22 protein-coding genes are annotated in these 26,216 nt (G+C 65.2%); 13 read left to right on the top strand and 9 right to left on the bottom strand.

Features of this window, described 5'->3' with window-relative positions; genetic code table 11:
* Positions 1-45: 45 nt before the first annotated feature.
* The 9 genes from A6723_RS25460 to A6723_RS25425 all read right to left on the bottom strand — a co-directional run bounded on the left by A6723_RS25460 (position 46) and on the right by A6723_RS25425 (position 9,328).
* Positions 46-705, bottom strand: coding sequence for a hypothetical protein (locus A6723_RS25460; RefSeq protein WP_054906650.1), 660 nt, complete (start codon positions 703-705; stop codon positions 46-48).
* Positions 706-866: 161 nt separating this feature from the next.
* Positions 867-1,838, bottom strand: a complete 972-nt coding sequence (locus tag A6723_RS25455; RefSeq protein ID WP_054906649.1) for a peptide ABC transporter ATP-binding protein — start codon at positions 1,836-1,838, stop codon at positions 867-869.
* Positions 1,835-2,812 (bottom strand): ABC transporter ATP-binding protein, encoded by a 978-nt coding sequence (locus tag A6723_RS25450; RefSeq protein WP_054906648.1) that lies wholly within the window; start codon positions 2,810-2,812, stop codon positions 1,835-1,837. Before A6723_RS25450 ends, A6723_RS25455 begins: the two co-directional genes overlap by 4 nt.
* The gene (locus tag A6723_RS32490) at positions 2,809-2,931 is read right to left on the bottom strand and encodes a hypothetical protein (protein WP_256233599.1); all 123 of its coding nucleotides are present in this window, start codon (positions 2,929-2,931) and stop codon (positions 2,809-2,811) included. The genes A6723_RS25450 and A6723_RS32490 overlap by 4 nt, the downstream gene beginning before the upstream one ends.
* An 11-nt stretch (positions 2,932-2,942) precedes the next feature.
* Positions 2,943-3,854: an ABC transporter permease subunit gene (locus tag A6723_RS25445; protein ID WP_054906647.1), complete on the bottom strand. Its 912-nt coding sequence runs from the start codon at positions 3,852-3,854 to the stop codon at positions 2,943-2,945.
* Between the two features lie 153 nt (positions 3,855-4,007).
* Positions 4,008-5,018, bottom strand: a complete 1,011-nt coding sequence (locus A6723_RS25440) for an ABC transporter permease subunit (protein ID WP_054906646.1) — start codon at positions 5,016-5,018, stop codon at positions 4,008-4,010.
* Positions 5,019-5,115: 97 nt separating this feature from the next.
* Complete coding sequence (locus A6723_RS25435; protein WP_054906645.1) at positions 5,116-6,732, bottom strand: ABC transporter substrate-binding protein; 1,617 nt, start codon at positions 6,730-6,732, stop codon at positions 5,116-5,118.
* 52 nt (positions 6,733-6,784) lie between these two features.
* Complete coding sequence (locus A6723_RS25430) at positions 6,785-8,389, bottom strand: ABC transporter substrate-binding protein (protein WP_054906644.1); 1,605 nt, start codon at positions 8,387-8,389, stop codon at positions 6,785-6,787.
* A 222-nt stretch (positions 8,390-8,611) separates the two neighbouring features.
* Complete coding sequence (locus tag A6723_RS25425) at positions 8,612-9,328, bottom strand: SIMPL domain-containing protein (RefSeq protein WP_054906643.1); 717 nt, start codon at positions 9,326-9,328, stop codon at positions 8,612-8,614.
* Between the two features lie 230 nt (positions 9,329-9,558).
* On the opposite strand from A6723_RS25425, the gene A6723_RS25420 reads away from it, so the two are divergent.
* The 13 genes from A6723_RS25420 (at position 9,559) to A6723_RS25360 (ending at position 26,194) form a co-directional block, all read left to right on the top strand.
* A complete protein-coding gene (locus tag A6723_RS25420; protein ID WP_024765915.1) occupies positions 9,559-10,815 on the top strand; it encodes an ATP-binding protein in 1,257 nt (418 codons plus the stop codon).
* Positions 10,816-10,839: 24 nt separating this feature from the next.
* Entirely contained in the window at positions 10,840-11,400 is a 561-nt protein-coding gene (locus A6723_RS25415; protein ID WP_054906642.1) for a response regulator transcription factor, read from the top strand.
* A 70-nt stretch (positions 11,401-11,470) separates the two neighbouring features.
* Entirely contained in the window at positions 11,471-13,204 is a 1,734-nt protein-coding gene (locus A6723_RS25410; RefSeq protein ID WP_054906641.1) for an ABC transporter ATP-binding protein/permease, read from the top strand.
* 192 nt (positions 13,205-13,396) lie between these two features.
* Positions 13,397-14,365 (top strand): M23 family metallopeptidase, encoded by a 969-nt coding sequence (locus A6723_RS25405; RefSeq protein ID WP_054906640.1) that lies wholly within the window; start codon positions 13,397-13,399, stop codon positions 14,363-14,365.
* Entirely contained in the window at positions 14,346-14,723 is a 378-nt protein-coding gene (locus tag A6723_RS25400; protein ID WP_064979884.1) for a hypothetical protein, read from the top strand. The genes A6723_RS25405 and A6723_RS25400 overlap by 20 nt, the downstream gene beginning before the upstream one ends.
* Before the next feature lie 18 nt (positions 14,724-14,741).
* The gene (locus A6723_RS25395) at positions 14,742-15,182 is read left to right on the top strand and encodes a polymer-forming cytoskeletal protein (protein WP_054906639.1); all 441 of its coding nucleotides are present in this window, start codon (positions 14,742-14,744) and stop codon (positions 15,180-15,182) included.
* Between the two features lie 67 nt (positions 15,183-15,249).
* Positions 15,250-16,191: an AEC family transporter gene (locus tag A6723_RS25390; protein ID WP_054906638.1), complete on the top strand. Its 942-nt coding sequence runs from the start codon at positions 15,250-15,252 to the stop codon at positions 16,189-16,191.
* A gap of 188 nt (positions 16,192-16,379) precedes the next feature.
* Positions 16,380-17,174 (top strand): YfaP family protein, encoded by a 795-nt coding sequence (locus A6723_RS25385; RefSeq protein ID WP_054906697.1) that lies wholly within the window; start codon positions 16,380-16,382, stop codon positions 17,172-17,174.
* Between the two features lie 38 nt (positions 17,175-17,212).
* Positions 17,213-18,964, top strand: a complete 1,752-nt coding sequence (locus tag A6723_RS25380; RefSeq protein ID WP_082450431.1) for a DUF2138 domain-containing protein — start codon at positions 17,213-17,215, stop codon at positions 18,962-18,964.
* The gene (locus A6723_RS25375) at positions 18,928-19,593 is read left to right on the top strand and encodes a DUF1175 domain-containing protein (protein ID WP_037007436.1); all 666 of its coding nucleotides are present in this window, start codon (positions 18,928-18,930) and stop codon (positions 19,591-19,593) included. Before A6723_RS25380 ends, A6723_RS25375 begins: the two co-directional genes overlap by 37 nt.
* Positions 19,590-23,726, top strand: a complete 4,137-nt coding sequence (locus tag A6723_RS25370) for an MG2 domain-containing protein (protein WP_064979883.1) — start codon at positions 19,590-19,592, stop codon at positions 23,724-23,726. The genes A6723_RS25375 and A6723_RS25370 overlap by 4 nt, the downstream gene beginning before the upstream one ends.
* Before the next feature lie 3 nt (positions 23,727-23,729).
* Positions 23,730-25,373, top strand: coding sequence for a DUF2300 domain-containing protein (locus A6723_RS25365; protein ID WP_054906636.1), 1,644 nt, complete (start codon positions 23,730-23,732; stop codon positions 25,371-25,373).
* Between the two features lie 5 nt (positions 25,374-25,378).
* Entirely contained in the window at positions 25,379-26,194 is an 816-nt protein-coding gene (locus tag A6723_RS25360) for a YfaP family protein (protein ID WP_054906695.1), read from the top strand.
* Positions 26,195-26,216 lie beyond the last annotated feature (22 nt).

Raw genomic sequence — 26,216 nt, 5'->3', positions numbered from 1 at the left:
GCGAACTGACTCCGCCGCTAGGCCTGTTCGCGAGCAAGCTCGCTCCTACAGGTCTTCTGGGAGGATTTTCCACAGCCGTGCCACGGACGGCTTCTGCGGATTGCGCGCGACCACCAGCAGGCCGAGTTCCTTGCCGCGCAACTCGCGCAGCAGCTGCGCGCCCTTGCGCTGTTGCAGGCTCTCGGCGAGATGCCCGAGGGCGATCGCCGCCGCGGCTGGGTGCGTGGCGACCGGCACGTAGCTGCCGCCGTCCATATCCAGCACCACATGCTTTTCTCCGGGTTCCGGAGTGGGGATATGCAGGCTGGTCTTGAGCAGTTGTGCCATGGCTTCGTCGCGTTGGGCAGCCGTCAGCTGTCCCGGTGGCAGTGCCCGTTCCAGGGGAAAGAACTCGTCTCTGGGCTCGATTGTCGGTTTGACCTCGGCAGACGGCTGGGCAGGAGCCTTGGCACGAACCGGTGCGGGCGGCGGTTTTGGCGCTGACGAGGGCGGCGCGCTGAAGTCCAGTTCATCCTGGTCGAGCCCACTCCAGTCGATCTCGTCGAGATCGATGTCCCCCGGCGCCTTTTTCTTCGTCGTCGACGATTTCTTCCGTGATTTCACTGCCGCGCGCACGTCCATCCGCCGTTGCCGCTTCCATTTGTGCAACTGCACATTGGCGACGATGGCGGTGACGAGGATCAGCAGGAGGAAGAACAGCAGCATGCGGAGTGTGGCCCTGTGGATAACGGCCACTGCGGTGCAGGACAGTGGCGGGACGCCACCCTAGCGGGACGTTCTGGATCGGGCCGTAGGCCTGTTCCCGCTGCGCTGTAGGACGCAGCTGTATCCGAAAGAGGGCCGGCCTATGACCGGCCCGTTTCGCATCAGTTCAGGAACTGCTCGGCGTGATGACAGGCGACTTGTCGCTCATCCAGCAGTCGCAGCTCTGGTACCTCAGTCCTGCAGCGCTCGGTCGCGTAGGGGCAGCGCTTGTGGAAGGCGCAGCCGCTGGGCGGGTTGAGCGGGTTGGGGAGCTCGCCCTGGATCTTGATCTTCGGCTTGTCCGGGTCGGGATGGATGGCCGGGGTCGCCGAGAGCAGCGCCTGGGTGTAGGGATGCAGCGGGCGCTCGTAGAGCTTCTCCGCCGGGCCCATTTCCGCCGGACGACCGAGGTACATCACCAGCACATCGTCGGCCACGTGGCGGACCACGGCGAGGTTGTGGGAGATGAACACGTAGGCGGTGCCGAACTCCTGCTGCAGGTCCATGAACAGGTTGAGCACCTGGGCCTGGATCGACACGTCCAGCGCCGAGGTCGGTTCGTCCGCCACCAGCACCTTGGGCCGCAGCATCATGGCGCGGGCCAGGGCGATGCGCTGGCGCTGGCCGCCGGAGAACATGTGCGGGTAGCGCTGGTAGTGCTCGGGGCGCAGGCCGACCTGCTTCATCATCGCCTGCACCCGCTCGCGGCGTTCGATGCGGGAGAGGCTGGTGTTGATCACCAGCGGTTCGGCCAACTGGTCACCGATCTTCTGCCGCGGGTTGAGCGAGGCGTAGGGGTTCTGGAAGACCATCTGCACGTCGCGGCGCAACTGTTTGCGCTGCTCGTGGTTGGCACCTTTCACTTCCTGGCCGGCGATCTGCAGCGAGCCGGAGGTGGGCTCTTCGATCAGGGTCAGTGCGCGGGCGAGCGTGGACTTGCCGCAGCCGGATTCGCCGACCACGGCCAGGGTCTTGCCGGCCTGCAGGTCGAAGGACACGCCGTTGAGCGCGCGAACCAGGGCGTGGGGCTTGAACAGGCCCTGGGAGATTTCGTAGTGACGGGTCAGGTCGCGGGCGGTCAGAACGGCGGTCATCGGGCCACCTCGGTGTTCAGGTTGAGCGGGTAGAAGCAGCGCACGGCGCCGCGCTCATGGTTTTCCAGCGCCGGGCGTACGCTGCGGCAGTTGTCCTGCACGTAGGGGCAGCGCGGTGACAGCAGGCAGCCCTGAGGGCGATCGTATTTGCCGGGAACGATGCCGGGCAGGGTCGCCAGGCGCTCTTCACCGGCACTGTGTTCCGGAATCGCCTTGAGCAGCGCTTCGGTATAGGGATGTGTCGGCAGGTCGAACAACGCCGGCACCTGGCCGATCTCCACCGCCTGACCCGCGTACATCACACAGACGCGCTGGGCGGTTTCGGCAACCACGGCGAGGTCGTGGGTGATCAGGATCAGCGCCATGCCCTGGTCGCGCTGCAGGTTCAGCAGCAGCTCCATGATCTGTGCCTGGATGGTTACGTCCAGCGCGGTGGTGGGTTCGTCGGCGATCAGCAGCTTGGGTTCGCCGGCGATGGCCATGGCGATGGCGACGCGCTGGCTCATGCCGCCGGAGAGCTGGTGCGGGTAGGCGTCCAGGCGCTGGGCGGCGCCGGGGATTTCCACCCGTTCGAGCAGTTCCAGGGCACGCTGGCGCAGGGCTTTACCGCGCAGGCCGAGGTGCAGCTTGAGCACTTCCTCGATCTGGTAGCCGACGGTGAAGCTGGGGTTGAGCGCGGTCATCGGGTCCTGGAAGACCATGGCGATGTCCTTGCCGACGATGCGCCGACGCTCACGGCCTTTCAGGCGCAGCATGTCGGTGCCGTCGAACTGCATGGTGTCGGCGGTGATGATGCCGGGGGCGTCGATCAGGCCCATCAGGGCCATCATGGTCACCGACTTGCCGGAGCCGGATTCGCCGACGATGGCCAGGACTTCACCCTTGTCTACCGAGAGGTCGAGGCCATCCACTACCGGGATGGCATTGCGGTCGCCGAAGCGGACCGAGAGATTGCGCAGGTCGAGGAGGCTCATACGGCGGTCTCCGTCAGTCTCTTGTTCTGGTAGGAGCGAGCTTGCTCGCGAACGGGAAACGCAGAAGATTGCAGGTTCGCGAGCAAGCTCGCTCCTGCAGCGGCGGTCAGGTTATGCATGGCTGCTGTCCTCACGCCGCGTTCTTCAGCTTCGGGTCCAGCGCGTCGCGCAGGCCGTCGCCCATCAGGTTGATCGCCAGCACGCTGAGCAGGATGGTCAGGCCGGGCAGCGAGACGACCCACCAGGCGCGCTCGATGTAGTCGCGCGCGGAAGCCAGCATGGTGCCCCACTCGGGCGTCGGCGGTTGTACGCCGAGGCCCAGGAAGCCCAGGGCGGCGGCGTCGAGGATGGCCGAGGAGAAGCTCAGGGTGGCCTGCACGATCAGCGGCGCCATGCAGTTGGGCAGCACGGTGACGAACATCAGGCGCAGGGTGCCGGCGCCGGCGAGGCGCGAGGCGGTGACGTAGTCGCGGTTCAGCTCGCCCATCACGGCGGCGCGGGTCAGGCGCACGTAGGCCGGCAGCGAGACGATGGCGATGGCGATCACGGTGTTGATCAGGCCCGGGCCGAGGATGGCGACGATGGCCACCGCCAGCAGCAGCGAGGGCAGGGCCAGCATGATGTCCATCAGGCGCATGATCACCGGGCCCAGGCGGGTCGGCGAGAAGCCGGCGAGCAGGCCGAGGAAGATGCCGGGGATCATCGAGATCAACACCGAAGTCAGGCCGATCATCAGCGACAGCCGCGCGCCGTGCATCAGGCGCGAGAGCAGGTCGCGGCCCAGTTCGTCGGTGCCCAGCAGGAACTGCGCGTTGCCGCCTTCGAGCCAGAGCGGCGGGGTGAGCAGGAAGTCGCGGAACTGCTCGCTCGGATCATGGGGCGCGACCCAGGGCGCGAACAGCGCGCAGAACACGATGACCAGCATGAACAGCAGGCCGCCGACCGCGCCCTTGTTGCGCGAGAAGGCATGCCAGAACTCTTTCAGCGGGGATGGATAGACCAGGCTCGGGTCGCTGGCGGGAGTAAGAGAATCTGTATTCATTGCAAGCTCCGTAGAAGCTGCTCAGGGCCTCGCGAGCTAGAGCGAGACGAGGAAGAGTCCGCCGAGAAAGCGCAGTTTGCATGAAGCAAATGAGCATTTATCGGTGGAGTCTGACGCTGTATCGCCGACGCGCAGCAGGCCATGGGCAGTTTCTCAGCGTTGGTGGCGGATGCGTGGGTTGGCGAGGCCGTAGAGGATGTCCACGATGAAGTTCACCAGGATCACCAGGGTCGCCACCAGCAGGATGCCGTTCTGCACCACCGGGTAGTCGCGGCGGCCGATGGCGTCGATCAGCCATTTGCCGATGCCGGGCCAGGAGAAGATGGTTTCGGTCAGGACCGCGCCGGCCAGCAGCGTGCCGACCTGCAGGCCGAATACGGTGAGCACCGGGATCATGGCGTTGCGCAGGGCGTGCACGAATACCACGCGGGCGGGCGACAGGCCCTTGGCGCGGGCGGTGCGCACGTAGTCCTCGCGCAGCACTTCGAGCATCGAGGAGCGGGTCATCCGCGCGATCACCGCCAGCGGGATGGTGCCCAGCACGATGGCGGGCAGGATCAGATGGCGCACGGCGTCCATGAAGGCGCCTTCTTCATCGGACAGCAACGTGTCGATGAGCATGAAGCCGGTCTTCGGCTCGATGTCGTAGAGCAGGTCCAGGCGCCCGGAGACCGGCGTCCAGCCGAGGCTTACGGAGAACAGCATGATGAGGATCAGGCCCCACCAGAAGATCGGCATGGAGTAGCCGGCCAGGGAGATGGTCATCACCCCGTGGTCGAACAGCGAGCCGCGCTTGAGCGCCGCGATCACCCCGGCGAGCAGGCCGAAGACGCCGGCGAACAGCAGGGCCGCCAGTGACAGTTCGAGGGTGGCGGGGAACAGGGTGAGGAATTCGTGCCAGACGCTGTCGCGGGTGGTCAGCGATTCGCCGAGGTTGCCCTGGGCGAGGTTGCCGATGTAGTCGAGGTACTGCTGGTAAAGCGGCTTGTCGAGGCCCAGGCGGTGCATGGCTTCGGCGTGCATCTGCGGGTCGACGCGGCGTTCACCCATCATCACTTCCACGGGGTCGCCCGGAATCAGGCGGATCAGCGCGAAGGTCAGCAGGGTGACGCCGAAGAAGGTCGGTATCAGTAGCCCGAAGCGCCGGGCAATGAAGGACAGCATTGTGGGGAGTTCTCCACATGGGATGGTCACGGTTGGGCCGCGTCATGGGCGGTCCGTTCTTGTCGACATCGACCCTTTTGAGGTCTGGTCCTTGTCGTTATGGTCCCGGTGAGCCCTGTAGCTGCACACGGGAAAAATTGTTCGAGCCCAGCGGGCTCAGGGTAAAGCCTGTTACGCCAGGCCGCACCACGGCGAACTGCTTCGGGTAGGCCAGGGCGATCCACGGCGCCTCGTGCTGGTAGATCGCCAACGCCTGGCGGTAGAGGCCCGCGCGGGCTTCCTGGTCGGTAATGGCGCGGGCCTTGCGCAGCAGTTCGTCGAACTCCGCGTTGCACCAGCCGGCCTGATTCTCGCCGCTTTTCGCCGCCGCACAGGACAGGTTCGGCGTGAGGAAGTTGTCCGGGTCGCCATTGTCGCCGGCCCAGCCCATGAAGATCAGGTCGTGCTCACCCTGCTTGGCGCGCTTGATCAGCTCGCCCCATTCGAAGACGCGGATGTCCGCCTGGATGCCGATCTTGCCCAGGTCGTCCTGCAGCATCTGCGCACCGATGCCGGGGTTGGGGTTGGTCGGGCCGCCGCCGGGGCGGGTCCAGATCGACAGTTTCAGGCCGGGCTTGATGCCGGCTTCTTCCAGCAGTTGCCTGGCGCGTGCCGGGTCGTGGGGCCAGACCTTGAGCTGCGGATCGGAACCCCACAGTGTCGGCGGATAGGGCGCCACGGCCAATGTGGCGGCGCCTTCGCCGAACTGCGCGCGCAGGTAGGCGTTGCGGTCGAAGGCGAGGTTGATCGCCTGGCGCACGCGCACATCGTCCAGCGGCTTGTGCCGGGTATTGATGCCGACGTAGGCGACCAGCAGCGAGTCCAGTTCCTCGACCTTGAGTTTCGGGTCCTGGCGCAGCGCGGGCACGTCGGTGGGCTTGGGGTAGACGGCGATCTGGCAGTCGCCGGCCTTGACCTTCTGGATGCGCACGTTCGGGTCGGGGGTGATCGCCAGCAGCAGTCGGTCGATCTTCGGCTTGCCGCCCCAGTAGTCCGGATTGGCGGTGAAGCGCACCTGGGCGTCCTTCTGGTAGCGCTGGAAGACGAAGGGGCCGGTGCCGATGGGCAGGTTGTTCAACTGCTCGGCCTTGTCGGCGGCCAGCAGCAGGTCGCCGTACTCGGCCGAGTAGATGGAGGCGAAACCCATCGCCAGGTCGGCGAGGAAAGGCGCCTCGGGATGTGTGAGGGTGAAGCGCACGTGGTGCTCGTCGAGCTTTTCCACCGCGCTGATCAGGCTTGGCAGGCCCATTGCCTCGGCATAGGGAAAGCCGCGCGGGGCCAGCTTGTTCCACGGGTGCTTCGGGTCGAGCTGGCGCTGGAAGCTCCAGAGCACGTCGTCGGCATTGAACTCGCGGGTCGGCGTGAAGTAGTCGGTGCTGTGGAATTTCACGCCCTGGCGCAGAGCGAAAGTGTATTGCAGGCCGTCGTCGCTGATTTCCCAGCTCTCCGCCAGCGCCGGCACCACGCGGGTGCTGCCGGGGGCGAACTGCACCAGGCGCTCGAAGACCGTCTCGGCGGAAGCATCGGCGGTGGTCGCGGCGGTGTACTGGGTGATGTCGAAGCCCTCGGGACTGGCCTCGGTGCAGACCACCAGGGACTGGGCGAGTGCCGAAGTGCAGCCGAGCAGGCTCGCCAGGATCATCCCGGAGAGCCGTTTGCGGAAATGGCTGAGCATGGGGCTGGCGGTCGGGGCTTTGGCCGCCGGCGATTGCCGGCGGCCATTGGCCTTACTTGCCGACGCTGACGCCGTAGAACGAGTTCAGCGCGAACGGGCTGATCTTGAAGTCCTGCACCGTCTTGCGCATCGGCTGGTACACGGTGGAGTGGGCGATCGGGGTGATCGGCACCTGCTCCTTGAGAATGTGCTGGGCCTGCTTGTACAGCTCGGTGCGCTTGGCCTGGTCCGGGGTGCGCTTGGCATCCTTGATCAGCTTGTCGTAGGCCGGGTCGCACCATTTGGAGAAGTTGTTGCCGTCCACGGCATCGCAGCCATAGAGGGTGCCCAGCCAGTTGTCCGGGTCACCGTTGTCGCCGCTCCAGCCGATCAGCATGGCGTCGTGCTCGCCGCCCTTGGCGCGCTTGATGTACTCGCCCCATTCGTAGGTGACGATCTTCGCCTTGATGCCGACCTTGGCCCAGTCGGACTGCAGCATCTCGGCCATCAGCTTGGCGTTGGGGTTGTACGGGCGCTGCACCGGCATGGCCCACAGGGTGATCTCGGTGCCTTCGGCGACGCCGGCCTTCTTCAGCAGCTCCTTGGCCTTCTCCGGGTTGTAGCCGGCATCCTTGATGCTGTCGTCGTAGGACCACTGGGTCGGCGGCATGCCGTTCACGGCAAGCTGGCCGGCACCCTGGTAGACGGCGTCGATGATCGCCTTCTTGTTCACCGCCATGTCCAGCGCCTCGCGCACTTCGAGCTTGTCGAATGGCTTGTGCAGGACGTTATAGGCGATGTAGCCGAGGTTGAAGCCCGGCTGCGATGGCATGTTCAGGTTCGGGTCCTTCTTCAGCGCTTCCAGGTCGGCCGGGCGCGGGAAGAGGGTGATCTGGCACTCGTTGGCCTTGAGTTTCTGCATGCGCACCGAGGCGTCGGTGTTGATGGCGAAGATCAGGTTGTCGATCTTCACCTCGCCCTTGTTCCAGTAGTCCGGGTTGGCCTTGAAGCGGATCATCGCGTCCTTCTGGTAGCGATTGAACACGAACGGGCCGGTGCCGATGGGCTTCTGGTTGATGTCGCTGGCCTTGCCCTGCTTGAGCAACTGGTCGGCGTATTCGGCGGACTGGATCGAGGCGAAGCTCATGGCGAGGTTCTGGATGAACGCCGCGTCAACTTCGTTGAGGGTGAACTTGACGGTCTTGTCGTCGACCTTCTCCACCTTGGCGATGTTTGCGTCCATGCCCATGTCGGTGAAGTAGGGGAATTCCGTCTGGTACGCCTTACGGAACGGATGGTTCTTGTCGAGCATGCGGTTGAAGGTGAACAGCACGTCGTCGGCGTTGAACTCGCGGGTCGGCTTGAAGTACTCGGTGGTGTGGAACTTCACGCCCGAACGCAGGTGGAAGGTGTAGGTCTTGCCGTCATCGGATACGTCCCACTTTTCCGCAAGGCCGGGGATGACCTGGGTGCCGCCGCGCTCGAACTGGGTGAGGCGGTTGAAGACCGTCTCGGCCGAGGCGTCGAAGTCGGTGCCGGTGGTGTACTGGCCGGGGTCGAAGCCAGCCGGGCTGCCTTCGGAGCAGTAGACCAGGTTGTTGGCGGCGTGGGCGAACAGCGGGGCGCTGGCGAGCAGGCCAGCAGCAACCATGGAGCGAATGACGGCGTTCTTACGCATACGGACCTCTGATTATTCTGATTTTCTAGAGGGAACAGTCGGATTGACTGCGTTGCGTGAAGCTATGCACGGCACATGCCGCACGCAAGCTGCTAGCGCCGATCAGTGTAGAAGTTGTGACGCGGGTGCAAGGGAATGTCGCAATTTCGACAATGGGAACCGTGCGGTCGAGCGGCGGCGCCCCGGTCCCCCAAGGCGCCGCGCTGGAAATGGCCGTGAGTGTTACGGCATCTGCACCTCGATCGTGCCATCGGCGCTGACGGTGACCTGGCTGGTGCCGGCCTCGATTTCCTGCACCGGTGCCGAATCCATGGAGGCAAACTTGGCGGCGGCCATGCGCATCACCGGCATCGGCCGTGGCGCGCCGGAGGTGTTCAGGTTCAGGCTGACCAGCTTGTAGCCCTTGCCGCCGAGCGCGTCGGTGAGTACCTGGGCGCGGGCCTTGAAGGCATCCACGGCGCCTTTCATCATCGCGTCCTCGTTCTTCGCGCGGGTGGCGTCGGCGATGCTGAAGTCCATGCTGCCCATCTTCAACTTGCCCAGCAGGTCGGCGGTGAGTTGCGAGAGGGCGGCGAAGTCGGTGCTCTCCAGACGGATTTCCGCGCGCTCGCGCCAGGCGGTGATCTTCTGGCCCTTGTCGTCATACACCGGGTAGCTGTTGCGGCTGCCCAGGCTGACGGTCACGCCTTTCACCTTGCGTGCCTGCTCCACGGCCGCATTCAGCGCGGTGGTGGTCTCGGCGGCCAGCTTGGCCGGGTCGGTGCCCTGGCTTTCGTTGAACAGGGTCACATGCATCAGGTCGTGGGCAACTTCCTGGCTGACCTCGGCGCGCAGCGAAACCTGGTTGTAGCGAGGTTCGTCTGCCAGGGCTCCCAGGCTGGTGGCGCACAGGGCGATGGCGGCGGCGATGGCGGTGAAGGGTTTCTTCAGTACAGACATGGGTGACTCCTTGCTCCAGAAAATGTCCCGGCCACAGCTTAGTAGAGCCAGTGGCGAGGACTGTCAGACCCTTTGACGAGGATTCGTTCCGATCCGGGTTATTGACGGATGTCACCAATTGTTTCGGCGCGAGGCGGCCGACGCGGGCCGCGCTGGAGTATGCTGTGGCGCTATGCCGCATAAAGGAGAGGGGGCTCTTGGCTATACTCGCGCAAATTCCGGAATTCACCATGCGCCCACCGGTTTTCCAGCTTTCCGCCAGTCGTCAGAACCTTCTGCATCTGACGCTCATCCGTATTCTCGTGCTTGCCGCCCAGGCCGGTTCGGTCGGGCTCGCCTATAAGGCCCAACTGATTCAACTGCCCTGGCTTGCGCTGGGCGTGACCCTCGGTGTCTCCCTTGTGCTCTGCCTGGGCACAGCTTTGCGCCTGCGTGGCCCGTGGCCGGTGACGGAGCTGGAGTACGCTGTCCAGCTCGCCTGCGACCTCGTTATCCACAGCGTCCTGCTGTATTACTCCGGCGGCTCGAGCAATCCCTTCGTCTCCTATTACCTGGTGCCGCTGACCATCGCCGCCGCGACCCTGCCATGGCTCTACACCATCGCCCTGGCAGGCCTGGCGCTGGCCAGCTACACGGTCCTGCTGGTGTGGTTCCACCCGCTGGAGATGGCTGCGGGGCAACGCGACAACCTCCTTATTTATGGCATGTGGCTGAGCTTTGCCCTGGCTGCTGCACTGATCACTTTCTTCGTCGCCCGCATGTCCGAGTCGCTGCGCCGCCAGGAGCAGTTGCAGGCGCAGCGTCGCGAGGAAGGCATGCGTGACCAGCAACTGCTGGCCGTGGCGACCCAGGCCGCCGGCGCCGCCCATGAACTGGGCACGCCGCTGGCGACCATGAGCGTACTGCTCAAGGAGTTGCGCCAGACCAATGCGGACCAGCCAATGTTGCAGGAAGATCTCGCCCTGCTGCAGGAGCAGGTCAAGCTCTGCAAGACCACCCTGCAGCACCTGGTGCGCGCCGCCGAAGCGGATCGTCGCCAGGCGGTGGAAGAGCAGGGCGCCAACGAGTGGGTCGAAGCGGTGCTGCGGCGCTGGCATTTGATGCGCCCGGAGGCGAGCTATCGCTATCAGACGCTCGGCAAGGGCAAGGCACCGCGGATGACTCCGCCGACCGACCTGAGCCAGGCGCTGCTGAACCTGCTCAATAATGCGACGGACGCCTGTCCGGACGACCTGGACATCCGCCTGGACTGGGATGCCGGGGAAATCTGCCTGAGCATCCGCGACCAGGGCCCGGGCGTGCCGCTGGCCATTGCCGAACAGCTCGGCAAGCCGTTCTTCACCACCAAGGGCAAGGGGTTCGGCCTGGGATTGTTCCTGAGCCAGGCCAGCGTGACCCGTGCGGGTGGGACGGTGAAGTTGTATAACCATGAAGATGGCGGCACTCTGACCGAGTTGCGTCTGCCCAGAAGCTATGGCGTGGCCTGATCGCCGCGCCCGCGAGGAAGTACCATGAGCGAAGAGATCCTGTTCGAAGGCGAAGAGCAGCCCCACCTGCTGCTGGTGGACGACGATGCCACCTTTACCCGCGTCATGGCCCGTGCCATGACCCGTCGCGGGTTGCGGGTGTCGGTCGCCGGCTCCGCCGAGGAAGGCCTGGCCATGGCCAAGGACGATCTGCCCGACTACGCCGTGCTGGACCTGAAGATGGACGGCGACTCCGGCCTGGTGCTGCTGCCCAAGCTGCTCGAGCTCGACGCCGAGATGCGCGTAGTGATCCTCACTGGCTATTCCAGCATCGCCACCGCGGTGGAAGCGATCAAACGCGGCGCCACCAACTACCTGTGCAAACCGGCCGACGCCGACGATGTGCTCACCGCACTGCTGTCGCAGCACGCCGACCTGGAAACGCTGGTGCCGGAAAACCCCATGTCGGTCGACCGCCTGCAATGGGAACATATCCAGCGCGTGCTTGCCGAACATGACGGCAACATCTCCGCGACCGCCCGAGCGCTGGGTATGCACCGGCGCACATTGCAACGTAAGCTGCAGAAGCGCCCGGTGAGGCGTTAAGCGATCGATAACACAAAGGAGCGCCAATGAGCGCTCCTTTTTTGTATGTACAGCCGTGCGAGCCCATCCCATGACCGACAGCGCCGAATACCGCGCCGCGAACGATGCCGTTCGCAGCCGCTTCTTCCACCGAGTCTGGCACCTCACCGCGCCATACTGGCGCAGCGAAGAGAAGGGCATGGCCTGGTTGCTGCTGATCGTGGTCATCGCCCTCTCGCTGGTGGGGGTGGCCGTCTCGGTCTGGCTCAACAGCTGGTACCGCGACTTCTACAACGCCCTGCAGAACAAGGACGTCGACTCCTTCATCCGGCTGGTCCTGTACTTCTGCGGCATTGCCGCCGCCGCAATCCTGATCGCCGTCTACCGGCTCTACCTGACCCAGATGCTGACCATCCGCTGGCGCCGCTGGCTGACGGAAAAGCACTTCGCCGCCTGGTTGGGCGACAAGAACTATTACCGCCTTGAGCAGCGCGGCCATACGGACAACCCCGACCAGCGCCTGACCGAAGACCTCAACAACTTCACCGACACCACCCTGACCCTGGGTCTTGGCCTGATTCGCAACGTCGTCAGCCTGGTGTCCTTCTCGGTCATCCTCTGGGGCGTCTCCGGCAGCATCGAAATCCTCGGCATCACCATTCCCGGCTACATGTTCTGGGCAGCGCTGCTCTACGCGGCGGTTGGCAGCTGGCTGACGCACCTGATCGCGCGCCGCCTGATCACCCTGAACAACCAGCAACAGCGCTTCGAGGCGGATCTGCGTTTCGGCCTGGTACGGGTGCGCGAGAATGCCGAGAGCATCGCCCTGTACAACGGCGAGGCCAACGAGAACGAACGGTTGATGACGCGCTTCCGCAATGTCTGGGGCAACTTCTGGGAACTGATGAAGGTGCAGAAGCGCCTGACCTTCTTCAGCTCCGGCTACGCGCAGATCGCCATCATCTTCCCCCTGGTGGTCGCCGCCCCGCGCTACTTCGCCGGCAAGATCCAGCTTGGCGAGCTCATGCAGATCAACTCCGCCTTCGGCAACGTGCAGGACGGCCTGAGCTGGTTCATCGACGCCTACGCCAGCCTCGCCAACTGGCGCGCCACCTGCGACCGTCTGCTGAGCTTCCGTGGGGCCATGGCCGACATCGCCCAGGAGTCTGCCAACATCGACGTGCGCAAGTCCGGCGAACTGCTGCAACTGCAGAACCTCACCCTGAGCCTGGGCAGTGGTCGCGAACTGCTGCAGCCCACCAACCTGGCGATCAACACCGGGGAGCACGTACTGATCGGTGGCCCGTCCGGGGGGGGCAAGAGCACCCTGCTGCGCGCCATGAGCGGCCTGTGGCGCTACGGCAGCGGCGTTGTGCAAATGCCTGAGGCGCGAAGCCTGTTCGTCCCGCAAAAGCCCTACCTGCCCATCGGCACCCTCGCTGAGGCGCTCTGCTATCCGGAGCAGGGCGATCGTCACAATCCCGAGCAACTGAAACAGGTGCTGCACCTGTGCCGCCTGGATTCGCTGGTACCGCGGCTGGACGAAGCCGACCACTGGCAGCGCGTGCTTTCCCCGGGCGAGCAGCAACGTCTGGCCATCGCCCGTGCACTGCTTTATGCGCCGCAGTGGCTATTCCTCGACGAGGCGACTTCCGCGCTGGACGAAACCGACGAAGCCGCTCTCTACCAGGTGCTGCTGGACCAACTGCCTGGCGTCACCCTGGTCAGCATTGGCCACCGTGTCAGCCTGAAACGATTCCATCCGCGCCAGCTGCGCCTGGACGATCATCGTTTGCAGGAGATCGAGGCCGTTATACCTGTGTAGTGGCAGTTTGATTCACTGGGATACTGTGAACGTGTTAGTGGGAAACATCTGAAAGTCTTCTCAGACATGATGATTTCTTCTTATTTGTTTACATTTTTCAGTGTTTAGCCGCTGCGAAGCTTTCAATAACAGGTACCCTGTGCAGCCCGGTCCTACCAGGACCGGGTTTCGTAAGATTCAACGGTACCTCGCATGAGTTTCCTTTCTCCCACCCGGCAGGCATTGACCCGTTCGGACCTGCAGCTGATCGATCGGCGTCGGTTCCTGCTGGTGGCCGGCTGCACGGCGATGCTGTTCGCCGTACTGGCCTTCGTCGGCGGCGTCTGGGTGGGGCGGGCCAATGTCGAGCCGGTGGCGATTCCCGTCGTCGCGAGCGCCCCCGAAGTGTCCGAGGATGATTCCTCTGAGCGTTTCGCAGCGGAGCGGATCGGGGAGCTGGCCGGTCGCCTGCAAGTGCTGGAGAAGGACGCCACCTACCTGCTCAAGGCCGTCGACAGCCACGAGGAAATCGCGCGCAAACTGTCCAAGGTCGACCCTGAGCTCGTGCCAAAGCCCCAGGCGCCGACCACCAAGGGCAAAGGCGGCATCCTGCTGCCGCCGCGCCCTTGTGCCGAACCGCTGCCTGTTTCCAACGTCGATCTGGAGCGGAGCGAGCGCTCGGCAAAATGCCTGCGCCGGGTATTCGACCTGTTGATGGACCAGGTGGCGCGGCGCAACGCCGACTTCATGGCCATTCCCGCCCGCCGCCCGATGGAGCAGGCGCGCTTGGGGTCGCCTTTCGGCAACCGGCTCGACCCCTTCAATCACCGCCTGGCATTCCACTCCGGCCAGGACTTCTCGGCGCCGACCGGCAGTCCAATCCATGCGGCAGCAGGTGGACGCGTCATCGTCGCAGGGCCGAATCCATCCTATGGCAATCGCGTGGAGATCAATCATGGCAATGGCCTGGTTACACGCTATGCCCACGCCTCGAAACTGCTGGTGAAAGTGGGCGACGTAGTGCTGCCGGGGCAGGAAATTGCCAAGGTGGGCTCCACCGGGCGCTCCACGGGGCCGCACCTGCATTTCGAAGTGCTTTACCACGGCGAATTCGTCGACCCACAGAACTTCCTCTCTCTGGGAGGCATGGAGATCGATAGCGATGGTATGGCCTCGGACTAGGAAACCCTCCACCCGCGACCTGCTGCGCGCCGAGCACCGTCCCCATGTTCCTCGTGGCTCCGCGGCGTTGGGCCGCGCGGCTTTGCTCCTGGTTCTCTTGCTGGCAGTGGCGCTGGCGGGCGTCTGGTTGATGCGTCACCAGGGTGAGGTGGCGGGGCGTGTACAGGCTGATGAACTCCAGGCGCTGCGCGTGCAGGTCGAGCAGTTGACCGCCGAACTGGAGGACAAACGCCTGCAGGGCGACGAGGACCGCGCCAATCGGGAGCAGCTGATGCAGCGCATCGATTCGATGTCCGCCGAAATCAAGAAACTCAAGACTGAGCTGGCCTTCTACCGCCAGCAGAAACCTGGCAAGTAGTACGCGCGAGGAATTGCGATGTTCAGCAACAGCAAGAAGAAAGGCCCGCAGGTGTCGGTGGACAAATTCTCCAGCCTGCTCTCGGGCAATGTCGATCTGGTCGGTGATATGCAGTTCCAGGACGGCCTGAAGATTCTCGGTACCGTGAAAGGCAACGTCTGCCACAAGCCCGGCGCCGCCAGCTTGCTGGCGCTCAGTGCTGAAGGGCGGATCGAGGGGAATGTCAGTAGCTACGACGCGCTGATCGACGGCACAATCATCGGCGACCTGTACGTCGAGCACCTGCTGGAGTTGCACTCAAATGCCCGCGTGGTCGGCAATATCCAGTACCGCCAGTTGAGCATGGAGAACGGCGCCACCGTGGACGGCAAGCTGATGCGCCTGGCCGAAGGCGAGGCGCCCAAACCGCTGGAATTGGCGGCGCCGCTCTGGGGCGAAGCAACCGACGCGCAGGTCTGATTCGTCCTGTGGGGCGGGTACATAGCTTGCTATGATTCTGCCCCCGTCGTCCTGATGTCCGCTTCCCATGCTTGCCCTGCTGCTCCAGACCTTCGCCATCACCGCCCCGGTTTTCGCCATGTTGTTTCTGGGCGTGCTGTTGCGTCGCGTCGGGGCGATCAATCCGGAGTTCATCCAGACCGCCTCGGCACTGGTGTTCAACGCCACCATGCCGGCGATGCTGTTCCTCGGCATCTACCACTCCGACCTGCACAGCGCAGCGCGCCCCGAGGTACTGCTGTACTTTTGCGCGGCGACCCTGGTGGGCTTCCTGCTGGCCTGGGGTTGGGCGGCCTGGCGAGTGCCGCGTGCCGAGCGCGGCGTCTACGTGCAGGGCTCGTTCCGCGGCAACAACGGCATCATCGGCCTGGCCCTGGCCACCAGCATTTACGGTGACCACGGCCTGGCGCTGGGTTCGGTTCTCGCCGCCCTGGTGATCCTCTGCTACAACACGCTGTCCTCGGTGGTGCTGGCGATCTACAGCCCCAGCATGAAGTCCGACCCGCTGAGCATCGCCCGCAACGTCATCTGCAATCCGCTGATCATCAGCGTGCTGGCGGCGCTGCCGTTCTCCTGGTTCGGGATTGGCCTGCCGGCGTGGCTGCTGACCTCCGCGGACTACTTCGCCCAGATGACCCTACCGCTGGCGTTGGTGTGCATCGGTGGCACCCTGTCGCTGGCTTCCCTGCGTGAGAGTGGTGGCCTGGCGATCAGTGCGAGCCTGATGAAGATGATCTGGCTGCCGCTGATCTGCACCACTGCCGCCTGGTTGTTGGGGTTCCGCGGCGCAGAACTGGGCGTGCTCTTCCTCTATTTCGCCAGCCCCACGGCTGCGGCCAGCTACGTCATGGCTCGCGCTGCCAACGGCAACCACGAACTGGCGGCGTCGATCATCGTCATCACCACGCTGGTAGCGGCGCTGACGACCAATGTCGGCATCTTCGTCCTGCAATGGGGTGGTTGGATGTGACCTGGGCGGAGGCGAGATTCTTCCAAGTGGTGTTACGCCAAAAGCCATTTCGCTTGTAGGAAATTTCTGAAAGATCGCTCTGTGTCGCATCGTCGAGCGACGGCGCGTTCCGCCAGTCGACAAGACCGGTTACATTTGGCTCCCCCGCAATGCACGATCAAGGAATGTTCATGCAGCTCACGCGTCGGATGGTTCGTGCCGTCTTTATTCTGTCAGCCAGTCTCCTGGCTGCGACGGTCGCTGCCGAGCCGGGTGTGGACCTTTCCAGCCCTACTGCCGGCTGGCGTTACTCCGGCCTGACCGATGATCCCAGCGTGCCGCGAGTGGCCTATCCCACGCCTCCCATCGACCGTGGCGGTGTTCGTGGCCGCAGCCTGATCGAAGGGCACCTGCGTGAAGTCTCTGGCGTCGATCGTGCCCAGCGCCTGGTAGTCAACGGCAATCCCCTCCCGCTCTACACCGATGCCGAAGGCAAATTCGTTCGCCCCTACAACTTCGGTGCGGGTAGCAACAGCGTTGCGGTCAGCAGCGACCAGGGCAAATCCCTCAAGCGCGTGCAGTTCTACGAAGCCAACACTGGCCGCATCCCGCCGCGCATCCGCCTGGCCCTGGGTTGGAACGACCCCAAGGCCGAACTCGACCTGCATATCGTCACGCCCGACGGCCAGCATGCCTTCTGGGCCAACCCGCGCCTGAGCAACGGCGGCGGCCTCGACCCGGATGGCGTCGACGGCCCCGGCCCGGAAATGTTCACCATGGCCGCGCCGCTGCACGGCACCTACCTGGTTTACGTGAACTACTGGGGCAACTACAGCGCCAGCCAGGGTTACAACTTCCAGGAAGGCAATCACGAGCAGGACGTGATCACCGCCGAGATCAACCTGGTGTTCAACGAAAATACCGTCAACGAGAAGCGCGAGACCTTCGTGGTGCCCATGCGCACCATCGGTGATCTGGTGCTGGTGAAGACCTTCAACTACTGAATTCGCCCCTCGCAGGGATGACACGGGACAAGCGATCCATGAGCGACAATACGCCCTCCAGCAGTCAAGACAGCACTCCGACGCCGCCGGCAGCACAAGCGCCGCGCCGTGGGCCGCTGATCGCCATCGGTGTGGTGGCTGCCGCGCTGGTCGCCGGCGGTCTGGCCCTGGCCTTCGGCCTGATCCCCGCCTTCCACTCGGCGCCGGTCGACACCCTGGAGGCGCCGGAAAGCCCGGAGGTGGTGCGCGACCTCAAGCGCCCGGACGCGTTGATCGAAAGCGCCTCCCTCAGCCAGTTGCCCAAGGCGGTGCTGGAAGTGCCGCTGCTGCGCGACGTGCTGACCGAGGATTTCGTCTTCTACTACGAGAACAACGCCGACCGCCTGGGCCTGACCGGCACGCTGCGGCGCATCGTCTACGAGCACGAGCTGACCCTGAAGGACAGCGTGATCGAGGAACTGCTCGACCAGCCGGCCCAGGTCGCCCTGTGGCGCGGCGCCGATGGCCGCCTGCGCGACTTCATGGTGGTCCTCAAGCGCGGTGGCCTGGCCAAGGTCCTGGAGCCGCTGGCCAAGGTGGCTGCCGACGATACCCAGCTGAAGAAGGTCTCGGAGATCCAGGTGAAAGGCGCCGCCACGCCGGTCTACAGCCTGCGCTACGGCGCGGAGAAGACCTTGCTGTTCGTCTCCCGTGGCGACCAGATGCTGGTGCTGTCGAACCCGAAGATGCTCTTCCCCAATCCGGACTACGACAACCTCGGTGAGCCCGATGCGGCAGTTGCCAAGGACCTGGGCAGTGCGCTGGAGGGCGAGCCGCTGTTCGCCAAGGACTTCGCCCTGGAGCCGCGCGGCGAGCTGAAGCAGCGTATTACCCTGAGCGCCGGCGTGCTCGCCATGGGCTATCAGCGCTTGATCCCGACCTTCGCCGGTGTGCGCTTCGAGCAGGGCAAGGACGGTTGGCACAGCTACCTAGCGCTCAACGAAGTGGCACGTCAGCCGGACCTGGATTTCACCCCCGTCTGGCAGGCCATGCCCATGGGAGCCAGCGCCTGCGTTGCTCTTCCGGTCACGCCGGGGCTGTACGACAACATGCTGGTCAAGCTGGGTGCCGAGCAGAAGATGGCCGCCGCCTTCTCCGAGCATCTCTCCGGTGCCGCCGGCCTCTGCTGGTACCCGGAGTCGCGCCTGCACTCGCCGCTGCTCGCGGTGAAGCTCGATGCACCCGCCAGCCCCGAGCTGGACGATCAACTGGGCAAGCTGTTCGGCAGCATGATCGGTGCCTACGAGGCCAATGTGGAGGCGGGCGCCTTCGAGGTGGAAAGTCGTGCCGAAGGCGATGGTCGCCTCTGGCAGCGCCAGGTCAGCTCGCGCTTCGGCCAGTACCCGGCCAGCGCGGCGGAGAATCCCGACCAGGTCAGCGGCAACGGTTTCTTCCGTGTCAGCCTGCTGCGCGATGGCAACACCCTGCTGTTCTCCATCGACGACAAGCTGCTCGACAAGGCGCGCAATACCTTGGCCAAGCGCTACCCGCCGCTGGCCGACGTGCTGCCCAAGGATGCATTGGTGCCGGCCTACCTGGCGCCCAAGACGCTGTCCGAGTTGCTCAAGCGCGAAACCCTCGACAGCCTGCCGCAGGACCTCGAGCCGGTGTTCCGCAACGCCGCCGATACGCTGCTCCTGCCACGCCTGAAGACCCTCGCCGGTAACGGCTCCTACGCCTTGACCCTGCCGGCCGGCAGCGAGCCGAGCGGCGAATGGGAGTGGCTGCCGCTGGACTGGAAGGCGCTGTGATCCGCAAACCCCTCACACTGCTCGCCGGTCTGCTCGTCGCCACGCTGGCGCATGCGGCTGAGCCGGCACTGGATGCGCAGCAGACCCAGGTGTTCCGCGCCTGGTTCGTGCGCATCGCCGAGGAACAACTGCGCCGTGGGCCGAACCCGCGCTGGTACCAGCAGGACTGCGCGGGCCTGGTGCGCTTCGCTGCCAACGAGGCGCTGAAGGTTCACGACGCCAAATGGCTGCGCGCCAACGGCATGTCCAACCGCTACCTGCCGCCGGAGCTGGAGCTTACCGACGCGCAGCGCAACCTCGCGCAGAGCTGGCAGCAGGGCGGTGGCAAGACCGGCCCTTACGTCAATGCGATCAAACTCATTCAGTACAACAGCCAGCTCGTTGGCCGCGACCTCAACCAGGCGCGCCCCGGCGACCTGATGTTCTTCGACCAGGGCGATGACCAGCATCTGATGATCTGGATGGGCCGCGACATCGCTTATCACACCGGCACTCGTACGGCGACCGACAACGGCATGCGCTCGGTCAGCCTGCAACAACTCATGACATGGAAGGACACCCGATGGATACCCGACGAATCCAATCCCAACTTTATCGGCGTCTATCGCTTGTCCTTCCTGACCCGATGAACGCGCTGCGCGGCATTGCCGCTGCCCTGGCCTGCGCCGGCCTGATCGCCGCCGCACCCACACTTGTGCAGGCGGACGACGACGTTCCGGCGAGCAATTACACGCCCATGGCCGGCGAGTCGTTCTTCCTGCTGGCCGACTCCAGCTTCGCCTCCGACGAAGTGGCTAAGGTGCGCCTGGAAGCGCCGGGCCGCGACTACCGTCGCTACCGCATGGAGCCATACGGCGGAGCGGACATCCGCGTCTACCGCATCGACCAGCCGCTGGACTTCCTCAAGCGCCAGAAGAACCTGCACCGCGTGCTGTCCGAAGGGCAGTTCAAGGGCGAGGGCCTGTCCAACACGCTGGCCTACCTGTGGGACAACTGGTACCGCAAGTCGCGTCGGGTGATGCAGCGGACCTTCTCCTACGAGTCGCGCCAGCAGGTCACCGAAGTGGTGCCCGAGCTGAAGATGGGCAATGCCATGCGCGCCGCGACGCCTTATGACGCCCAGCCGCAGTACGCGCCGATCCCCGGCCTGCCGATGGTCAGCCAGTTCCGCTATCCGCTTTGGGACGCCAAGCCGATCCAGCCGCCTAAGGAAGTCACCCTGGCCGGCTCCTCCAGCGAGTTCATCAACGTCGCTCCCGGCAACGTCTACGTGCCGCTGGGCAAGTTGAAACCCGGCCTCTATCTGGTCGAGGCGCTGGTCGGCAAATACCGCGCGACCACCGTGGTGTTCGTCTCCAACAGCGTTGCGGTGAGCAAGATCGCCGGCAACGAGTTGCTGGTCTGGACCGCGCGCAAGCATGAAGGCACGCCGGTGGGCGGCGCCAAGGTACTGTGGACCGACGGCCTCGGCGTGATGAGCAGCGGCAGCAGCGACGCCGATGGCTTGCTGCGCCTGCAACACGTCAGCCCCGAGCGCTCCTTCGTGATCGGTGAGGATGAGGAGGGCGGCGTCTTCGTCTCCGAGAACTTCTATTACGACAGCGAAATCTACGACACCAAGCTCTACGCCTTCACCGACCGGCCGCTGTACCGTCCGGGTGACTGGGTATCGCTGAAGATTGTCGGCCGCGAGTTCAAGAACTCCCGCGAATCGCAGGCTCCGCAAGCTGCCCCGCTGCGCCTGTCGGTGATCGACGCCGCCGGCACCACGCTGCAGACGCTGGACCTCAAGTACGACGCGAAAAGCGGCACCAGCGGCCGCTTCCAGCTGCCGGCCAACGCCGTGGCCGGCGGCTACGAGCTGCGCTTCGATTACCGCGACCAGACCTATAGCAGCGCCTTCCGTGTTGCCGAGTACATCAAGCCGCATTTCGAGATTTCTCTCGACCTCGCCAAGCCGGACTTCAAGACCGGCGAGCCGGTGAAGGGCAACCTGATCCTGCTCTACCCCGACGGCAAGTTCGCCATCACCTTCGACAAGCCCGGCACCTACAGTGTCGAGTTGCGCGACAAGGCTGGCCAACTGCTTGGCGGTACTGGCCACTCGGTCAGCGGCGACGGCGTGAAGGCCGTGCCGGGCACCGTGGAAATCGTCCTCGACAAGGCCGAGTACAAGGCCGGTGAGGAAGCGCTGGCGCTGATCACCTTCCCCGAGCCGGTAGACGACGCGCTGCTGTCGCTGGAGCGTGACAAGGTCGAGGCCACCGCACTGCTGTCCAAGGGCGGCGACTGGCTGAAGCTGGAGAAGCTCAACCCGACCCAGTACCGCGCGCGCATTCCGGTGAAGGCCGAGTTCTCGCCGAACCTGACCTTCTCCGTGCTCTACACCCGCAGCGGCGACTACAGCTTCCAGAATGCCGGCATCAAGGTCGCTGTGCCGCAGGTGGAAATCGCCGTCAGCACCGACAAGGAACGCTACGAGCCAGGCGAGACGGTCACCGTCAATCTCGACACCACCTACGCCGGCAAGCCCGTCTCCAGCCACCTCACCGTGAGCGTGGTGGACGAGATGATCTACGCGCTGCAGCCGGAGATCGCGCCGGGCATCGACCAGTTCTTCTACCACCCGCGCCGCAATAACGTGCGCACCAGCGCCAGTCTGTCGTTCATCAGCTACGACGTCGCCTTGCCGGGCACGCCCAGTGCCCCCGGCCGCGCCAACCGCAGCGAGCGTGGCGTGAAGGTGCTGGAGCGCCCGCGCCGTGAGGAAGTGGACACCGCCGCCTGGGAACCCGAGCTGGTTACCGATGCCAACGGCAAGGCGCAGTTCAAGTTCCGCATGCCGGATTCCCTGACCCGCTGGCGCATCACTGCCCGCGCCATGGATGACGAAGGCCAGGTTGGCCAGAAGAAGCAGTTCATCCGCTCGGAGAAACCGCTGTACCTGAAGTGGAGCGGCCCGAAACGCTTCCGCAGCGGCGATGCGCCGGCCCTTGGTCTGTTCGTCTTCAACCAGGGCGAGCAGGACACCAAGGCCGAACTGCTGATCCGCGCCAATGGCGAGGAGCAGACCCAGGCGCTGGAACTCAAGCGCGGCGTCAACTACATCGCCCTGCCGAAGCAGCCGCTCAGCGACGGCGACTGGAACGTGGAACTGCGCCAGGACGGTCAGGTTCGCGACAGTCTCGGCGTGCACTTCAGCCTGGTCGCCGATAGCTGGCAGGTATTGCAGTCCAAGCCGTTGCAGGTCAACGCGCAGAACACGCCGCTGCAGCTTCCGGCGGATGCTCGCGATGTGAGCCTGCGCCTGGATGACAGCGCCCAGGCCCTGCTGCGCGGCAACCTGGATTCGCTGCTCGACTATCCGTGGGGCGGCGTCGAGCAGACAGCCAGCCAACTGCTGCCGCTGAGCGTTGCCTACCCGATGCTGGCCAGTGGCGAGCCGCGTGTACGAGATCGCCTGCGCCTGATCATGCAGACCAGCCGCCTGCGCCTGGTGCAGATGGCTGGCCCGGATGCCTACTTCACCTGGTGGGGCGGTGAAGACAACGACGCCTTCCTCACGGCGTATGCCTACTACGCCGACTGGCATGCCAGCCGTGCGCTGGAAATCCAGCTGCCGCCGGACCACTGGCAGCGCGTGCTGGAACTCTATTCCGCGCGTGCCAGCGCCACGCCGCTTCTACAGCGTGCGCTGATCCTGGCCTTCGCCCGCGACATGCAACTGCCGGTACAGACGCTGGTCAGCGGCCTGCTCACCGACCTGGAAAACGCCGGCAACGGCGAGGCAGCGAAGTCGGTGAACGACTTCGACAGCGACGACAGCCTGGTCATGGGCGAACCGGACTCCGAGCTGGGTCTGGCGGTGGCTCGCGTGCTGACCGCCAGCCTGGCCGAGCAGAACAAGGTCGCGCTGCCGCAAGGCTTCGCCAAGCAACTGGATGGTGCACGCCTGAAGCTGAACACCAGTGACCAGCCGTTCGCCCGCGCCGTGCAGCTCTACAGCGGTAGCGTGGACGCCAGTCGCGCCCGTGCACTACTGCTGAGCCTGGCGCCGCAGCAGTCCACCGTCGAACGCGCCCTGGCGCTGACCTGGATGCAGCGCGCCGTAGCCGAGGCCCCGGCCGCTGAGTTGCCCAAGCCGGTGGCGGACTGGAAGGAAAGCCACAGCACCACGGGTGACGCCTTCTGGCAATGGCAGGGCAAGGAGGTGCCAGCGCAGCTGGACCTGAGCGCCGCGCCGTCGCGTCCGCTCAATGCTTCGGTGACCTTCCGCAGCGCCGAAGCGCCGGCCAGCCAGTTGCCGGTGACCATCAAGCGGCGCCTGCTGCGCCTGGTTCCGGGCGAAGACGCCTTCGCTTTCAAGGCCGAGGAGCTGGGTGACAAACCGCTGTCCAGCGACGAGCTGTACCTGGACGAAGTGACCCTCACCACCGACCAGGCGCAAGCCCTGCGCTACGGCATGCTGGAAGTGCCGTTGCCGCCGGGTGCGGATGTCGAGCGCACCACCTGGGGCCTGCAGATCAGCGGCCTGGGCGGCGTCGAGGCGACCAGCCTGGAGCGCGCGCGCAACGAGCCGGGCGACCTGTTCTACGGCGTGCCGGTGGATACCCTGGGCGGCGAATTGCGCTTCCGTCATCTGGTCCGCTTCTCGCAGAAGGGCGAGTTCGTCCTGCCGCCGGCGCGCTACCAGCGCCTCTATGCGCCGCAGGAGCAGGCGCTGGAGCAGCAGCCGGCCCTGGCGAAGATCAAGGTCCAGTAATCCATGCGCGCACGCCTTGCCGGGCTGATCCTGCTGTTGCCGCTGAGCGCCCTCGCGGCGCCCGGCTCGCAAGAGCAGGCGCAGCTGGCCTGGCGCAGCGCGCAGGGCGATGAACTGTTGCGCCTCGGGCCGCAGCAGGTACTGGATCGCCAGCCCTTGCCGGCTGAGCTGAAGGCGCCGCTGGGCAGCCTGTGGAAGCTGTTCGTCTATGCCTGGCTGAACGACACCGGCCAGCAGGAGCCGGCCTATCAGTGCCGTGGCGAGAGCAAGGAAGAAGTCTATTGCTGCACGGCCGGGCAGAGCATCGAACGTGACGCCGCGCTGGTGAAGTCCTGTGGCCTGTACTTCGAGCCGCAGCGGTTGGGTATCGACGGCGCTGTCTGGCAGCAGTACTGGCAGGCGCGCCATGCGCCGGGCTGGATCGCCCAGCTGGACAAGTTGGCACCGCAAACCGAAGTGCCGGTCGCCGAGCTGCTCGATCAACTACAACACCTGCCCGCCCAGGAACAGGCGCAAAAGGTGCTGCTGGATGTCAGCCTCGCTGCCGATGAGGGGCGTGCCCCGGCCGCATTGGGTGGACGTCTGCGGGTGAAGACCTGGAGCTGGGACGAAAATGGCAAGCGCGAAGGCGGTTTTGCCGGTTGGCTGGTGGACGGTACGCCGCTCTGGGCGCGCGGACCGGGCACCAGCAAGACGGTGCTGGCGAAGTACGGCAATGCCATCGGCGCCGCACTGCCGGCGCCCTGGCCGCATGACCCGGGACGTTGCGTGGAGGTCAGCCTGTTCAGTCGCTACCCACTGAAGGAGGTCTACGACGCGCGCAATCAACCGGCTGCCGAGGGGTTGCTGGCAGGCCGGCAGAGCGTACTGTTCGCCAACGGGGTTCGCCTCGACGTGGACAGCAACGGTGATCTGTTCCTGGAACGCGGCCCCCAGGGGCCGCGCCTGACTGCCCGTCTTTCCCGCGAGGAATACGTTGCACGAGTGCTGGATCGTGAGGCGTCGGCCACGCCGCCGGAAGCCGCCAAGGCGCTGGCCGTGACCATCCGGACTTACCTGTTGCAGAACGGCGCTCCGCGCGGCGACTGCCTGAGCATCGACGACAGCAGCCAACGCCAGCGCGTGGCGCCGCGCCCTGCCAGCGAGGCGGCGCGGGGCATCGCCGCCTGGACTGCCGATCTGGTATTGGCTGGCGGCACCGTAACCTATCATTCGGACGAGGCGGGGCAGTCGAAACTCTCCTGGCGCGACGCCCAGGAGCAGGCCGCCAAGGGCCTGCGCTACGACGCCATTCTCGCCCGCGCTTTCCCGCGCACCAGCCTGAGCCGCTGGAGCAACCCGACCGCTGCCTGCCAGCCCCTGCCGGAGGCCGAGCGCTGGCTGCAGGCACAGCGCCGCAACTGGCGGACGCGGCTGGAAGCAGAGGCGGGTTATGAAGAATTGCAGTCCTTCGCCGTGTGCCGACTGAGCAGCGGCCGACCCTACGTCGACCGCGAACGCCAGCGCATCTTCGTGCGTGGTCTGTATTCCCAGCAGGACCGCCTCGACCTGGCTCACGAATACCTGCACCTGGCATTCCAGGCGCACCCCAATGGACAAGACGAGGGCTACGTGGAAAGCCTGGCCCGTCGCCTGATACTGGAATGATCGACATGAAACTTGCCCATGCGCTCCGCCTGTCTCTGCTCGCCAGCCTGATACCGCTGGGCGTGCAGGCCGCCGAATCGCCGATCCGCCTGGATACTCCGCTGGGCGGCTGGCGCGCGGGCGACGGCGACAAGGCCGACTTCCGGCAGACGGTGAACTACCCGGCGTCGTCGGTGAATGCGCGGGAGGACCAGTCCGATACCGCGCGCATCCGTGGCGAAATTCGTGGGTTGCCCAAGGACAGCAAGGAGCCGGCGCGCCTGGTGGTCAACGGCGTGGCCATGCCGATGCGGGTCGAAAACGATGGCAGGTTTGACCGTCCCTTCGCTTTCCCCGCGGGCTCCAACAGTGTCGAGGTCATCAGTCCGGACGGCCAGCAGCACAAGCGCGTGCAGTTCTACCACGGCGGTGGCGGCGGCGAGGTGGCGGCCAAGCTGCGGGTCATGCTGTCGTGGGACTCGGACAACACCGACCTCGACCTGCACCTGGTGACGCCCGATGGCGGGCATGTCTGGTACGGCAACCGCTCACTGCCCAACGGCGCGGCCCAGGACGTCGACGTGACCACCGGCTACGGCCCGGAAATCATCGCCAGCCCGACGCCGCTCAAGGGGCAGTATCTGGTCTACGTGAACTACTACGGCGGTGGCTGGAGCTCGGACGAGAGCTCCGGCGACGTGAACGCGGCCAAGCCGCTGACCACGGCGCAGGTGACCATCGTCACGGAGGAGGGCTCGGTGAACGAGAAGCAGGAGTCCTTCCTGATCCCGATGCGCCAGCCCGGTGAGCTGACGCTGGTGAAGCGGTTCAGTTATCCGTAATGCCCTTGTAGGAGCGAGCTTG

Source organism: Pseudomonas sp. AU11447, assembly GCF_001672555.2.
Classification (GTDB): domain Bacteria; phylum Pseudomonadota; class Gammaproteobacteria; order Pseudomonadales; family Pseudomonadaceae; genus Pseudomonas; species Pseudomonas nitroreducens.
Note: the sequence above shows the minus strand (reverse complement) of the source record. Positions and strands in the feature narration are given on the sequence as shown.

Coding starts and splice junctions, on each gene's coding strand:
- A6723_RS25370 (WP_064979883.1), top strand. CDS start 19,590: ATGAACGCGCTGCGCGGCATTGCCGCTGCCCTGGCCTGCGCCGGCCTG.
- A6723_RS25380 (WP_082450431.1), top strand. CDS start 17,213: ATGAGCGACAATACGCCCTCCAGCAGTCAAGACAGCACTCCGACGCCG.
- A6723_RS25440 (WP_054906646.1), bottom strand. CDS start 5,018: ATGCTGTCCTTCATTGCCCGGCGCTTCGGGCTACTGATACCGACCTTC.
- A6723_RS25450 (WP_054906648.1), bottom strand. CDS start 2,812: ATGAGCCTCCTCGACCTGCGCAATCTCTCGGTCCGCTTCGGCGACCGC.
- A6723_RS25410 (WP_054906641.1), top strand. CDS start 11,471: ATGACCGACAGCGCCGAATACCGCGCCGCGAACGATGCCGTTCGCAGC.
- A6723_RS25360 (WP_054906695.1), top strand. CDS start 25,379: ATGAAACTTGCCCATGCGCTCCGCCTGTCTCTGCTCGCCAGCCTGATA.
- A6723_RS25400 (WP_064979884.1), top strand. CDS start 14,346: ATGGTATGGCCTCGGACTAGGAAACCCTCCACCCGCGACCTGCTGCGC.
- A6723_RS25420 (WP_024765915.1), top strand. CDS start 9,559: ATGCGCCCACCGGTTTTCCAGCTTTCCGCCAGTCGTCAGAACCTTCTG.
- A6723_RS25425 (WP_054906643.1), bottom strand. CDS start 9,328: ATGTCTGTACTGAAGAAACCCTTCACCGCCATCGCCGCCGCCATCGCC.
- A6723_RS25430 (WP_054906644.1), bottom strand. CDS start 8,389: ATGCGTAAGAACGCCGTCATTCGCTCCATGGTTGCTGCTGGCCTGCTC.
- A6723_RS25405 (WP_054906640.1), top strand. CDS start 13,397: ATGAGTTTCCTTTCTCCCACCCGGCAGGCATTGACCCGTTCGGACCTG.
- A6723_RS25390 (WP_054906638.1), top strand. CDS start 15,250: ATGCTTGCCCTGCTGCTCCAGACCTTCGCCATCACCGCCCCGGTTTTC.
- A6723_RS25415 (WP_054906642.1), top strand. CDS start 10,840: ATGAGCGAAGAGATCCTGTTCGAAGGCGAAGAGCAGCCCCACCTGCTG.
- A6723_RS32490 (WP_256233599.1), bottom strand. CDS start 2,931: ATGCATAACCTGACCGCCGCTGCAGGAGCGAGCTTGCTCGCGAACCTG.
- A6723_RS25455 (WP_054906649.1), bottom strand. CDS start 1,838: ATGACCGCCGTTCTGACCGCCCGCGACCTGACCCGTCACTACGAAATC.
- A6723_RS25460 (WP_054906650.1), bottom strand. CDS start 705: ATGCTGCTGTTCTTCCTCCTGCTGATCCTCGTCACCGCCATCGTCGCC.
- A6723_RS25395 (WP_054906639.1), top strand. CDS start 14,742: ATGTTCAGCAACAGCAAGAAGAAAGGCCCGCAGGTGTCGGTGGACAAA.
- A6723_RS25375 (WP_037007436.1), top strand. CDS start 18,928: ATGGGAGTGGCTGCCGCTGGACTGGAAGGCGCTGTGATCCGCAAACCC.
- A6723_RS25445 (WP_054906647.1), bottom strand. CDS start 3,854: ATGAATACAGATTCTCTTACTCCCGCCAGCGACCCGAGCCTGGTCTAT.
- A6723_RS25365 (WP_054906636.1), top strand. CDS start 23,730: ATGCGCGCACGCCTTGCCGGGCTGATCCTGCTGTTGCCGCTGAGCGCC.
- A6723_RS25385 (WP_054906697.1), top strand. CDS start 16,380: ATGGTTCGTGCCGTCTTTATTCTGTCAGCCAGTCTCCTGGCTGCGACG.
- A6723_RS25435 (WP_054906645.1), bottom strand. CDS start 6,732: ATGCTCAGCCATTTCCGCAAACGGCTCTCCGGGATGATCCTGGCGAGC.